The 13500-nt window shown below is 53.4% G+C and carries 10 protein-coding genes; 1 reads left to right on the top strand and 9 read right to left on the bottom strand.

Annotated features, from left to right (window positions below):
* Window positions 1–86: 86 nt before the first annotated feature.
* From C162_RS14495 to C162_RS14505, 3 genes are all read right to left on the bottom strand, one after another.
* On the bottom strand, window positions 87–1664 hold the full coding sequence (locus C162_RS14495; RefSeq protein WP_235218432.1) for an extracellular solute-binding protein: 1578 nt from the start codon (window positions 1662–1664) through the stop codon (window positions 87–89).
* A gap of 69 nt (window positions 1665–1733) precedes the next feature.
* Window positions 1734–2615 (bottom strand): carbohydrate ABC transporter permease, encoded by an 882-nt coding sequence (locus C162_RS14500; RefSeq protein WP_036695198.1) that lies wholly within the window; start codon window positions 2613–2615, stop codon window positions 1734–1736.
* Between the two features lie 17 nt (window positions 2616–2632).
* Window positions 2633–3616 (bottom strand): ABC transporter permease, encoded by a 984-nt coding sequence (locus C162_RS14505; RefSeq protein ID WP_036695199.1) that lies wholly within the window; start codon window positions 3614–3616, stop codon window positions 2633–2635.
* A 161-nt stretch (window positions 3617–3777) separates the two neighbouring features.
* Between C162_RS14505 and C162_RS14510 the strand changes: the two genes are divergently transcribed.
* Complete coding sequence (locus tag C162_RS14510; protein ID WP_051493501.1) at window positions 3778–4614, top strand: helix-turn-helix domain-containing protein; 837 nt, start codon at window positions 3778–3780, stop codon at window positions 4612–4614.
* 586 nt (window positions 4615–5200) lie between these two features.
* Here C162_RS14510 and C162_RS14515 read toward each other — a convergent pair.
* From C162_RS14515 to C162_RS14540, 6 genes are all read right to left on the bottom strand, one after another.
* Window positions 5201–6283 carry an endo-1,4-beta-xylanase gene (locus tag C162_RS14515; protein WP_235218433.1) on the bottom strand — a complete coding sequence of 361 codons (1083 nt, stop codon included), beginning with the start codon at window positions 6281–6283 and terminating at the stop codon, window positions 5201–5203.
* A gap of 39 nt (window positions 6284–6322) precedes the next feature.
* Entirely contained in the window at window positions 6323–8020 is a 1698-nt protein-coding gene (locus tag C162_RS14520) for a glycoside hydrolase family 43 protein (protein ID WP_235218434.1), read from the bottom strand.
* 107 nt (window positions 8021–8127) lie between these two features.
* A complete protein-coding gene (locus C162_RS14525; RefSeq protein ID WP_036695200.1) occupies window positions 8128–10047 on the bottom strand; it encodes a carbohydrate-binding protein in 1920 nt (639 codons plus the stop codon).
* 203 nt (window positions 10048–10250) lie between these two features.
* Window positions 10251–11309 (bottom strand): ABC transporter substrate-binding protein, encoded by a 1059-nt coding sequence (locus C162_RS14530; RefSeq protein WP_235218435.1) that lies wholly within the window; start codon window positions 11307–11309, stop codon window positions 10251–10253.
* A 188-nt stretch (window positions 11310–11497) separates the two neighbouring features.
* Entirely contained in the window at window positions 11498–12466 is a 969-nt protein-coding gene (gene yjfF / locus C162_RS14535; protein ID WP_036695201.1) for a galactofuranose ABC transporter, permease protein YjfF, read from the bottom strand.
* Entirely contained in the window at window positions 12456–13496 is a 1041-nt protein-coding gene (locus C162_RS14540) for an ABC transporter permease (protein WP_235218436.1), read from the bottom strand. The genes yjfF and C162_RS14540 overlap by 11 nt, the downstream gene beginning before the upstream one ends.
* Window positions 13497–13500 lie beyond the last annotated feature (4 nt).

A 13500-nucleotide genomic window follows, 5' to 3' on the forward strand; every position in this document is an offset into this window, starting at 1 on the left:
CCCTCCGGTGCCCGACTTATGTTCTCTAATCCTACCATGAACATGTAAAACCCGGTAGAGACAGGTCTCTACCGGCAGGAATCCGCTTACTTGAACAATTCTTTTTTCTTCTGATAGGTTGTATTCGCCCAGTCGGTGAGCTTCTGCAGGCCGATGTTCTCTGCGTTCTTCAGCATATTCTCATAGGCTGCTACTGCGGCTTCCTCCGATTCAGCCAGATAGATTTTGACCTTCTCATTCTTGACCATCTCATCGATCTTGGTCTTAATGGTCTTCTCCTGTGAATCCGGCTGAGTCTGGATCAGGCCGATCTCCGGCTTGTAGATGCGGATCGACTTCAGATCCATCAACGCCTGAGTTTTCTGCAGCTCAGGAACATAGGACAGCATGCCCTCCGTAACTCCATCGTTATACAGATACCACCACTTAATTCCGTTGCTGTTCACGAAATCGGCATCGGACGGATTGTATTTGAAATCGGGGTGACCTTCTTCATTCCAGGTCCAGTGCACGCCCTCTACCCCGAACATCGTCAGCTTCTTGCCCTCGTCGCTGGCCAGATACTGCATGAATTTGATGGAGGCCTCCGGGTCCTTATTCTTCTTGGTGATGAAGGTTCCGGAGAAGCCGAGTCCTGAGCTGACTACCTTGGCATCCTTCGACAATACGCTTGGCAGCATCTTGAAGGAGAAGTTCCCCTGATTGCTCTTGATCTTGATGTTATCGGTATCTGCGGTGGATACGGTGTGGCTATGGGCGAAGGCTTTGCCGCCCGTAGCATATTGATCATCAATCTGGTCATTGGCCAGTGCGAAATTCTCAGCCAGGATATAGCCGTTACGGTACAGGCTATTCATGAACTTGAAGAAGTCCAGCATCTTGGGCTGCCTGATCGCATATTCCACCTTGCCGTCCTGTTCATACCAGCCGTCGAGCAGAGTCTCCGTACCGAATTGGGCCAGGAAATACTGCTCGATCCAGTCCTTGTCCATGATCAGCGGGACCATCTCGGGATATTTCTCCTTGACCATGCCCAGCACCTTGACGAAATCATCCAGGGTCTTGATCGGCGGATTCCCCAGCTCCTTCAGAATATCCTCCCGGACCGCGATGCCCGGGTTGCCGTCGCTGCCTAACGAATATTTACTATTCTTCATCTCCTCCTGGGTTGCAAAGGAATTCCGCACGGTATAGAAATTGCCGTCATCCATGGTGTGGATGGCAATCCGGGTCTTGTCAATCTTGAAATCCGGCGCATATTTCTCAATCAGTTCATTCCAGGAATACGACAGCTTCGAGTCGGATAACCGGTCTACATTGGATGAGGTGAACACCAGGTCCGGCAGGTCACCGGAGGCAATCATCAGCGGGAGCTGTTTGTCATCGGTAGCGACCGTAACCTTCAGCTTCACCCCCGTCTTCTCGGTAATCATGTCGGCGACCGGACCCTTCCATTCCGTAACCGGGTACCACGACGCATCAATGAAGAGGCTTAACTCCTTCACCTGTCCGGGCTTGGCAGGTGCATTCCCGCCTGCTGCGGCGTCCGGGCTGCCGGACGGGGCGGGCTGGGCGGTATTTCCCCCGTTACCGCCGCAGGCGGATAACACTACGGCCATTGAGAGTGCGGCTGCGACGATCTTGAAGCTTCTGCTTTTGTTCAAGCTAATCCCTCCATGATTGAATTAATGAGCTGTATGAGCGATGGAACATTTGAACACTGAAGCACTGGCCTAGCCTTTTACCGAACCCAGCATGATTCCAGAAACGAAATACTTCTGCAGGAACGGATACACACAGATAATGGGAACAATGGAAACGACCATTGAAGTGACCTGTAAGGAGAAGCTGGTCACACCCGCCGAGGCACTGTTGGCTACCGCCAGCGAATCCATCGGAGAGTTGCTCTTGTTGATGACCTCCATCATGCGGAAGGCCAGCGTACGCAGCTCCTCGGACTGGACGAAATAAGCCGAATCCAGCCAGGAATTCCATTGCCCGACCCCCATGAACAAGGCCATAGTCGCCAGCACCGGCGTTGAGACCGGCAGGATGATGCGGAAGAATATCGTAAGCTCACCGGCCCCGTCTATATGCGCAGATTCTTTTAGCTCAGCGGGAATTTCACGGAAGAATGAGATCGCAATGAGCAGGAAGAACGTGCTGAGCATGGACGGGATGATGTACACCGCAAAGGAATTTAACAAGCCTAGTGAACGCAAGACTACATAATAAGGGATCAGTCCGCCGGAGAAGTACATGGCGAATACGATCACTGTGAAATAGACCTTGCTAAACAACAGATCACGATGTGACAAGCCGTAAGCGACGATGCTGGTAAGCAGCAGTCCGAGCAAGGTGCCGGACACCGTCCGCAGTACGGAGACCAGGAAAGCCTTCACCCACTTGGGATCATCCATGAACACCCGGTAATTCTCCAGGGTAAAGTTCCGGGGCCACAGATACACCCCGCCCAGCAGTGAGTCTGAGCCTTTATTAAATGAAGCTATTAACACGTAATAGAACGGGTACAGCATCGTGAGCATAATAATGAACAATACCACATAGATCACGCTGTCAAAAACAAAATCCTTCTGCCGCTGACTCTTCAGCATAGCCTTCCCTCCTCTCTCTAAAACAGACTGGAGCCCGATACCCGCTTAGCGATATAGTTACTGGAGAAAATCAGCGCTACAGATATCACCGATTGAATTAAATCGATCGCCGCTGCATAGGAGAACCGCCCGTCGCTTAACCCCACCCTGAATGCGTAGGTCTGGACAATCTCTGAGGTTGGATTATTGATACTGTTGCCGAGCAGGTAGGCCTGCTCGAAGTTTGAACCAACCAGTCCGCCGCCGAGAATGCTCCCGATGGTCAGTACCAGCACAACAACGATGGTTCCCTTCATTCCCGGCAGGGTGATATAACGGATACGCGCCAGCCTTCCGGCACCGTCAATCTCAGCAGCCTCATAGAGCGAAGGACTGATCCCCGAGATCGCCGCCAGAAAAATAATCGTCCACCAGCCCATCTCCTTCCACACCGCACTCCCTACCGCCAGCCCCCAAAAGTAATTTGGACTGGTCAGGAAGGCTAGCGGCTCATCCGTGAAGCCCATCGCCATCAGCGCCTTATTGACCACACCGACATCGGCGGATAGGAAGGCATAGGATACGCCAACCACGACCACCCAGGAGATAAAATGCGGCAGATAGCTGATCGTCTGCACAAACCGCTTGAAGGCCATGTGCTTCACTTCGTTCAGCATGATCGCCAGCAGGATCGGCGCCGGGAAGGCGAAGAGGACCTTCAGCAGACTAAGGACCAGCGTGTTGCGGACCAGCTTGCCGAATTGATAGTCATGGACGAATTCATCGAAATACCTCAACCCGACCCAATCGCTGGTAAAGATTCCTTTGATGCCGCCGGAGATGCTGTAATCCTTGAACGCCATTAGGATGCCGAACATCGGAGTGTACGCGAAGATCAGCAGATAGATCATGCCTAGCCCGACGAACAAATGCAGTACTTTCTGTTTTTTAAACCGCTTCCATAAAAACGACCGCCGGCCGCCGCCGGTTCCGGGACTTTTTGGCTGTGTTTCCAATTCCATATGCGCTCCTCCCTCGTACCTTTAGTTTACCTGCAAGCGGCGGGGCGCCGTAAGCTCACATTCTTAAGAAAGCGTTGTCATTTTTGAATACGCTTCCTTTGTTTATTTGTTGTATTCGTCATATAGTATAAGTAACATGCTGAAAGATACAGGTGCTGACTATGAATTCTATGGAATACGGACTCAATGAGGGTCCAATGGTAAAAGGGAACGGGTACAAGCCCTCCAATCTGCATAGATGGGGACCCGGCGTCCGTGATGTATATGCGCTGCATTATATCGTAAGCGGCAGAGGTTACTTGAAGACCGGCCAGGCGGTACACCCTGTGGAGACGGGCGAGAGCTTTATGATTTTTCCGCAGACGGAGGTGTATTACTATCCTGATCCGCAGGACCCGTGGGCGTATTGCTGGATTGAATTTAGCGGGCCGGAGGCCTTACGCTTACTTGCTATGCTTCGTATCTCACCCGACCAGCCCGTTGTAACGACCGCGCCGCAGGATTTCAGGGCCATGTTCGATCAGATTAAGGCCAATGAACTGGAGCCGTATGCACGGGAGCGCTCGGATGCGGTGCTTCATCTGCTGCTGTCGTATTACATGGAGTATTATCCGAGCGAGCAGGCCAGTCTCAAGAAGGACTATGTAGGGTCAGCGAAGGCCTATATCGAGAGTAACTATTGGAAGTCTTCCTTATCGGTGCTGGATGTGGTGGAATATGTGACTATTGAGCGCAGTTACCTGTTCCGGCTGTTCAAAAAAGAGACTGGCACCTCCATCTCCGGCTACCTGACCACCGTGCGCATCCGGCGGGCCTGCGAACTGCTGGCGGAGTCGCGGTTGTCGGTGAAGTCGTTGTCTTACTCGGTCGGCTACCACGACCCGTTGTACTTCTCGAAGATATTCAAGAAGGTTACTTCCTACACGCCTTCACAGTACAGGAAGGTGTATAGGGAGGGGCATTTGTCCCTTCCTCCAGCGGATGGGGGTGGGGGGTGAGATTGGCGGATGTCTTGGCGGGTACGGGGATAACTTACTTGTGCGGGTGAGTGGTGCTGGTGGTGTTTGTGTTTGTGTTTGTGTTTGTGTTTGTGTTTGTGTTTGTGTTTGGTTTTTCACATACGATTGGCCTAACAGACCTCTGCACCAACACATTTGAGCTGTATCCAACTAAATAAGGTGCACTAATGCACCTTATTTCCGCTCACAGCCGACTTTCGCCAGATTCAGGTGCACTAATGCACCTTATTTCCGCTCACAGCCGACTTTCGCCGGATTCAGGTGCACTAATGCACCTTATTTCCGCTCGCAGCCGACTTTCGCTAGATTCAGGTGCACTAATGCTCCTTATTTCCGCTCACAGCCGACTTTCGCCAGATTCAGGTGCACTAATGCACCTCATTTCCGCTCGCAGCCGACTTTCGCTAGATTCAGGTGCACTAATGCACCTCATTTCCGCTCGCATGCCCAAGGTGTTCGATTTTTCACATACAATACAATCCTAGTCAAAAAAAGGCTGCTCCCGGCGCATTGTGCCACGGGAGCAGCCCTTAAGTAATGTTACATACCGCGTGCCTGCTTCAGCTTATTCAGCCGGAACGGGTTCCAGCACCGGTTGGAGATCCAGTTGAGGGTCTGGCTCAACCACACTGTCCGGCAGGATCACACTGTCAGTGATATCCTGGGCGTCAGTGGTTTCCATCAGGGCTGACGAGCCGCCCAAGTATTGCTTCAGCCACTTCAGGGCAGGGCGCTCTGTGCCGTTGGAATTCACCAGATGGGTACCCGATGCCCAGGTCTGATTCTGGATGTAGCCCCACAGGGTTACGCCCTTAACGGAAGGATGGTTCCAGAGCACAGGGAACTTCTGTTGGTATCTGGCAAGCTGGGTGTTGTCATCACCGGTAATATCCAGCTCGGAGACATAGATTGGCAGGCCTGTAGCGGCAAGCTTATTCAGTACGGTGTTCATGGTAGAGACGCTGACGTTATCCATATTGAAGTAGTGGCACTGAATGCCGATTCCGTCAATCAGTCCTCTGGATTTCAGGATATTGATAATGTTCACGTACTTGTCGGCTGCGCTGGGGTCACCGATAATGCCATAATCATTGAGGTGCAGCTTGGCGTTCGGGAAGGCGGCTCTGGCCTGCTGGAAGGACCAGATGACCCAATCCCAGCCGGTGCTTCCGTCACCGCCGATGGCATTGCGGTACGAAGGCTTGGCGTGCAGCGGTTCATTAACGACATCCACAAAAGCAGTCTTTGCGGAATAACGCTGGCCTGCCTGAGTAATAAATGAGCTGATCTCCGCCTTCTGCTCCGCTGCCGATAAGCCGGCGACCCAGTTAGGCTCCTGGTTTCCCCAGACAAGTGTATGGAACTTGAACGGGATGTTTTTGCTAATGGCATAGTTATAGATCATGTCCGCATTGCCCCAGTTCATCTGGTTGCGGTTGCCTTCGATGGAGCCCCATTTGGTACCGTTCTCAGGGGTGACCTGATTCCAGTAGGTGGTGAAGTTACTTGGAGCACTGCCTGCAATGATATTCCCCAGGAACTTCGATCCATTGGTAATTGCTGCGCTGGCATTGCCTGCCATCACAGAGGTGAGCAGGACACTCGCTAGGGCGAGCCCGCCCACAACCTTTTTAATTCTGTTCTTCAATGAAATACATCTCCTTCTTCTTATTGGATATAAGCGCGCCTATTCCAGACGCAGATAATCAAAATCAGTATAGCCGCCCGCTGACTTCGTCGCATAATTGAACAACGCAAACCGGTAGCCCATAAAGTGAGGCATTGTATAGGACATCTGCAGCGTATTCCCTATGGATGTCCAGTTGTTGCCGTCCAGACTATAGGAGAAGTACGCCTTATCCGTCTGATTAGTAAAATCGCAGAGTACCTTCAGATAGACTCTGTTCTGGCTGAGCGGCACATTGGCCACTTGAGTCATTGACCCGGAGCTGGCATTGACCATCACAATGGACTTGGAATTGCCGGACATCTTCACACCGACGAACCCGTATTTAGCCTGAAAAGCAGCCAGTCCGGCAACATCCCCGTCCTTCATTCCGCCCGTCTCCAGGGCCGTCACGCCTGTGCTCTTCGGACCGAACGTCCGCTGGGTCAGTGTGTTCCGGGCATTCAGCAGGCTTGTACTTACCTTGCCGGTGGTCAGCCGCAGGAATCCGGGACGCTGGGACAGAGACCACTTCGTATTATCAGGATTGTGGTTCCACTGCCAGACCTTGGCCAGCCCTGTTCCTGCCGAGATCGCTCCTGCAAAAGTTTCCTCCTCCGCTGCGGAATATGTCTGGTCAATCACGGCATCCGGCACAGCCAAGTAAGCGTATACATCATCCCGAACGGTTGCAGCAGCGGCAGAAGATGAGGAGAACTCATCGGAGGCGTACACCTTCTTCACCGGATACCCTTCAACAGGCAGGTTCAGGGTTCGCGGTGCCTTGCCCCCGCTTCCGAAGACCGGCCAGTTCCCGGTCCAGGTTACCGGCACCAGATACGGCATCCGTCCAACCGCCCCGCTATCCCTGAAGAGCATCGCATACCAGGAACCGGATGGCGTGTCCACAATGCCGCCCTGGGCAATGCCCGAGTCGTTAAGTGACACCTGCCCTGTATAGCCCCCGGTTAAGCTCGTGGAGCGGTAGGTCAACTGAGTGCGTCCGCTTCCCGAAGGCCAGCAGATTAGGAACACATAATAATAGCCGTTGATCTTCTGGATATGCGCGCCCTCGGCCTTCACAATGAAGTTCGAACCGGCAATATTGCTGGAATTCGGGATGATAACCTGACTGATCCCGCCGGACTTGATGGCCTTGGCATCTGCCGTCAGCTCAATCAGGCTGATATTATCAACTCCGTACACCAGGAAGACACGCCCATTGTCGAACAGCAGTGAAGCATCGTGATAGTAGCTGCCCAGGACCGATGAGGTCCAGGGGCCATTTTCAATATTCGAGGTCTGATAGATATAAGTCCGGCCGGTTGAGTTGGACCCGAAGGACACATAATAGATCCCGTTATTGTACCGGATGCTGCTTGCCCAGGAGCCCTTGCCATACTCATTCTGTCCGTTGTTCAGATTCTGTGCATCGCCGTTCGCATACGTATCGTAGACATAATTCACGATTTCCCAGTTCACCAGATCATAGGACTTCATGATAGGAACACCGGGGGTCATATGCATGGTGGTGCTGGTCATGTAATACACATTGCCTACCCTGATGACGTCATTGTCCGGGGCGTCTGCATAAATAAACGGATTGGTAAAGGTCGCAGCAGCAGCCGTAGAAGGATTGAACAGGATACCGAGCGTGAGCGAGAATGCCAGCAGGTACAACCCTGCTTTTTTAAAAATAGAAGAATTTATATGTTGCACACGATAACCTATCCTTCTATTTCCCGCTGAAACTATACCGTTCTTTAAAAGGACGGCAAAGCCGTTTCTACTTGCCATAGCATCCCTCCTTCCGTATGCTTCCCTCGTCACTGGTTCCATTCAATATAATCCACATAGGCATCCCAGCTTCCATTATCCGTGGTAACGACCAGCTTGACCTCCTGATTGCCGGTGGCATGGGCCACATTGGTCAACGTCTGTACCGAGGGGGTTGTTCCGCTGAAATTGAAGGAGCCAACGTTCACTCCGCCGATCAGCAGATCCACCCGCGCCGCAGAGGAATTGTTAGAAGCCCCCCGCACTGAGAAATTGTGCGTGCCATAGGCATAATACTGATTGAACGCAGCAGCGTCATCATTTCCGTACAGTGCCACTCCGCTAAAAGGAGAAGTAATCTTCCCCGCATAGGTTCCGCTGAGCGTCATGTCCTCCGCTTCCACCTTGCTTACCGGAGGAGGTGTCGTGCCGCCATCGCCGCCCGTAGAGAACTGCCAGTAATCGAAGTTGAACAGATTACCGGAGCCTGATCCGGTGAAGACCAGATAGAGTCTGTGCACCCCTACCGCATTGCTGACCGTAGTCTGTACCTCCTGCCAGGACTGCGCTCCTCCTGTATTAGGAACATTCAGCGTGCCGACCAACGGGCCGGTTGCGCTGTCGAGCCGGATTTCGATTTTACCGCCGCCTGTGGCGGAAGCCACATTCGCCTTGAAGCTGGAAGCGCCGGAGCCGAAATCGGCATTGCCCACGGCAACCCAGTCTCCATTGTTAATATTGGTCACATTCATATTGCTGGCAGGACCGCCCGCAGCCTGCGTACGTTCCGTTGTAATGCCTGCATTCCAGCCGATCGTCTCGGCTTCCACCCGGGTGTACGGATTCAGATTGGCAATCTGGGCGATGCCCGCCATGTCTCCCTGAACCTCCTGGATGGTTCCGTTCGCATTATGGACCAGCTTGTTGATATGCGGAGAACGGTAGCCTTTGCCGTCACCAAGGACAGCCTTCGCCACAGTCTGGGCGTGATAGACTACGTACCACCCGTTATTGAAGTTAAATACCGCATGGTGGTTGTTGCCGCCTACCCCGAAGAAGGTGTAAGGATTCTTCAGGAAATGTCCGGTGTACGTAAAAGGTCCCATCGGACTGTTGCTGACCATATACCCGATTTCACCTGCCGGATAGGCAGCCGGGTGCGTGCCGGAGAAGTTGAAGCAATACGAGTAATAATATTTGCCGCCGTACTTATGGATGCCCGAATCCTCGAACATATAGGGAGCATCAATTGTGGATGCGCTTCCAACAATGCTTGTCATATCCGCACCGAGTCTCAGCACACGGGCTGTCTTGGGACTGGCAACAGATGCCGGGTCCGAAGTGTTGGGGATGCCCCCGCCCGCATATAGATAGCCGCTGCCGTCGTCATCGACCAGAACCGCCGGGTCAAACAGCCAAGTTACCCCGGACATTCCCGGTGTATTGCCTGTCACCAGTGCTTTGCCCAGCGGATCGGACCACGGGCCAACCGGAGAGTTGGCTGTCAGTACCCCGATGCCTGACGCGCCGTTGGCGAAGTACAGGAAGAATTTATCCTGTCCGTTGATTTTCTTCACGGCTGCTGAAGGCGCCCAGGAGAGCGAGGCCCATTTGGCAATGCCCGCAGAACCATTGACATTATTGGCTCCGGCTACCGGGATGGCACCATGGTCTGTCCAGTTCACCATATCTGCCGAAGAGATGACATTGATTTTGTTCAGTGCACTGAAATCATTATCCTTCACTGTTCCGTTGCTGTTATAGACATAGGCATCACTCGACATATAGATATAGACTCTTCCGTTATACGTCAATGCGAAGGGATCGGCACCCAGCTTGTGGTCCATCAGCGGATTGGAATTTCCCGGCTGTTTGGCTGTGGCATTTCCTGCCGCCTGAGCAGACAGCATAGGCAGACAGCCCAGCAGCAGAACAAAGGTCATCGCAAGCACCGAGAGCTTTTTGAACATCGGCATTCTCCTCCATTACATTTTTTGTAAACCCTTTCAATCGGATGCGTTACTTATGCCGGAAGCTCACAATCCTCCCCTCCTATTGAATTACTTGAATGAATCTACTAATATTTGTTATTCGAGTTCATCTTAATATACTTCTGCCCAATGAACAATGTAGATTTTTGTTTGAAAAGTTGAAATTTTTTGGTTTTTATGTCTTAATATTTGCGGTTGTTGATCTCCATTGCGGCCAGCTCCCGGGTATATATATCCTCCGGGGTCACCATCCGCTTCGGCAGAGTCCGGCCGGCCATAATCTCCTTCACGGCTTGCATCAGCAGCGGCCCTAGCAGCGGATTACATTCGACCACAGCGTTGATGCTGCCCGCCACCATCTGCTCGAATGCCCGCCGCGTGCCGTCCACCGACACAATAATAATATCCTCTCCCGGCACAAGTCCGGCCTCCTTAATAGCCTCCACCGCGCCAATTGCCATATCGTCATTATGAGAATAAAGCACCTGAGGCCACTGCTCCTTTGGCTGCTGCAGAAAGGTCTTCATCACCTCATGACCGCCGCTGCGCGTGAAATCTGCCGGAGCACTGAGGGTAATCTGCAGGTTCGGCTGATCGGCAAGCATCTTGCGGAACCCGCGCCCGCGGTCGATGGACGGCGTTGAACCTACGGTTCCCTGCAACTCTGCAATGCGGATCTCCCCGTTGTGATGACGCATCTTGTCTCTCACATACTTAGCCGCCTTCACTCCTTCTTCATAGAAGTCAGAGCCGATGAACGTGACATAGAGCGAGCTGTCCGGTACATTCACTGAACGGTCCAGGATAATCACCGGAATTCCAGCCTGCTTAATCTCCAGCAGAATCGGCTCCCAGCCGGTCTGCACCACGGGCGCAATGGCAATCACATCGACCCCGCTGCGGATAAAAGAACGGATGGCCTCGAACTGCTTCTGCTGATCCTGCTCAGCGTTCTTCAGCAGCAGCGTAATCCCCGCCTCCCCGGCAGCTTCGCGGATCGATGCGGTGTTCGCTTCCCGCCAGGTGCTCTCCGATCCGAGCTGGGAGAAGCCGAGCACTACTGGCTTGTTTGCGGCAATCTCTGCTGCGGAGGGCAGCAGGCCTGTAAGTGCCGCAGGAGATGGCCCCTGCATAGGCAGCGCCTGTGGCCCGCCGTTATTCCCGCCACCCGTGCAACCGCCCAGCAGCATTAGTGTCAGGACGATGCACAGCAGCACCAGGCACTCTTTTACTGTTCGCAAGCAGATTCCCCCTTCTGAATGATAGCGATTACAATTATATAGCAAGTGGAAACGGCTTTGTCATCCTTTTAAAGGACGGTACCGTTTCGGTGAGAAATAGAACGATAATGTATAGCGTGAAACCTATACATTATTATATTTCAAAAAAATGGAGAGACAAGTATAAATTGTCTCTCCATGCGTAGTGCTTATTCTTTTAAGGTCAGCCGCCTGGAGCTTAGCACCCGCTGCAGCAGGATGAAGATGAACAGCAGCAGGCCGATGACGATCTTCGTCCACCAGGAGCTAAGCGTGCCCTCGAAGCTGATAATCGTCTGAATCACACCCTGAATCAGTACCCCGAAAAAGGTACCCAGCACATATCCGACCCCTCCGGTCAGCAGCGTGCCACCAATGACGACCGCCGCAATCGTATCCAGCTCGAAGCCGACGGCATGCAGCCCGTACCCCGACAGCATATAAAAGGTGAACACCACGCCTGCCAGCGCTGAGCATAGTCCGCTAAGCGTATAGACCAGCACCTTGGTTCTCGCCACGGGCAGCCCCATCAGCAGCGCCGATTGCTCACTGCCCCCAAGGGCATACACATTGCGCCCGAACCGGGTATAGTGAGCCGTGAAGATAGCGGCTGCTACGACAAGTATAGCGATAACAGCGCTGATGGAGAGGAAGCTGCCGCCCGGCAGGGGAATCCGCGTCTGGGCCATGGCGGTGTAGAAGGCGTTATCAATGGTAATGGTATCGATGCTGATGACATAGCATAAGCCCCGGGCCAGGAACATTCCGGCCAGTGTGACGATGAATGGCTGGATGGCGAAATAATGGATAATCGCGCCCATGACCGTACCGAATACGGCACCCATCAGGAGTACAAGCGGGATAACAACGGCGGGCGGCCAGCCCTGCTGCTGCACGAGGCTTGCCGAGACCATTGTGGATAAGGCAATCACCGAGCCGACCGACAGATCGATGCCGCCTGATAGGATGACGAAGGACATGCCCACCGCCGTGATTAGCAGAAAGGCATTGTCCACCAGCAGATTCATCAGCACCTGAAGGGAGAAGAAGCCTGTGTAACGGAAAGAGCCAGCGGTGAACATGACGATGAACAGCAGAATGGTGACTACTATTGGAATATACTTACGGTTAAGAGGCATGACGGCTCATCTCCTTCTCAGCGGGGTAATGCCGCGACTTCCAGCGGGCGGCAACCGCGGCGCGGAAGGTGTCCGACTGGATCAGGCAGACGGCCAGGACGACACAGGCCTTAACAACCAGCGTAATCTCCGGCGGCACACCGATCATATAGATGGTGGTGGTCAGCGTCTGGATAATCAGCGCTCCGATCACGGTGCCGGTCAGATAGAAGCGGCCGCCGTTCAGCGACGTCCCACCGATGACCACGGCCAGAATAGCGTCCAGCTCATACCAGAGACCGGCATTGTTGCCGTCAGCGCTGGAGACATTCGAGCTGAGCAGCAGGCCGGCGATTCCGGCGCATAAGCCGCAGAACACATAGACGGCCAGTATGACTAAGTGGGCACGGATGCCGGACATCTTGCTGGCTGCCGGATTACAGCCCACCGATTCGATGAACAGGCCGAGGGCCGTCCGCCGGGTAAGTAGCAGGGCGATCCCCAGAACCAGCGCTACGACAAAAATAGAGAAGGGCAGCGCAGCCAGTGAACCGGACCCGATATACGCATACTTGGTGCTGGTTACTGTAATAATCTGTCCGCCGGTAATAAGCTGGGCGATCCCCCTTCCCGCTACCATCAGAATCAGTGTGGCTATAATCGGCTGAATTCCGGCCATGGAGACCAGCAGTCCGTTCCAGGCCCCCAGCATCAGGGACAGGCCTGCGGCCAGCAGCACCGAGGTCAGGATCAGCCCCATACTGTTCTGGTCCGCTCCTCTGCTGATGCTCAGGCAGGCGATAGCGCCCGAGATGGCTACTATGGAACCGACCGACAGGTCGATCCCCTTGGTAGCCACTACCAGCGTCATCCCGATAGCTACCAGGATCAGCGGCGCACCGAAGTTCAGTATGTCGATCAAGCTGCCGTATAAATGCCCGTCATGGACGGTGATGGAGAAGAAATCCGGCGAATAACACAGGTTGAACAGCAGCAGTGCAGCCAGTACGCACAGCGGCCAGAATAAATGATGCTTCATTACTACGCTCATAATT

The sequence above is a fragment of the Paenibacillus sp. FSL R7-269 genome, from assembly GCF_000517865.1.
Classification (GTDB): Bacteria; Bacillota; Bacilli; order Paenibacillales; family Paenibacillaceae; genus Paenibacillus_AQ.

Coding starts and splice junctions, on each gene's coding strand:
- C162_RS14500 (WP_036695198.1), bottom strand. CDS start 2,615: ATGCTGAAGAGTCAGCGGCAGAAGGATTTTGTTTTTGACAGCGTGATC.
- C162_RS14505 (WP_036695199.1), bottom strand. CDS start 3,616: ATGGAATTGGAAACACAGCCAAAAAGTCCCGGAACCGGCGGCGGCCGG.
- C162_RS14510 (WP_051493501.1), top strand. CDS start 3,778: ATGAATTCTATGGAATACGGACTCAATGAGGGTCCAATGGTAAAAGGG.
- C162_RS14525 (WP_036695200.1), bottom strand. CDS start 10,047: ATGTTCAAAAAGCTCTCGGTGCTTGCGATGACCTTTGTTCTGCTGCTG.
- yjfF (WP_036695201.1), bottom strand. CDS start 12,466: ATGCCTCTTAACCGTAAGTATATTCCAATAGTAGTCACCATTCTGCTG.
- C162_RS14540 (WP_235218436.1), bottom strand. CDS start 13,496: ATGAGCGTAGTAATGAAGCATCATTTATTCTGGCCGCTGTGCGTACTG.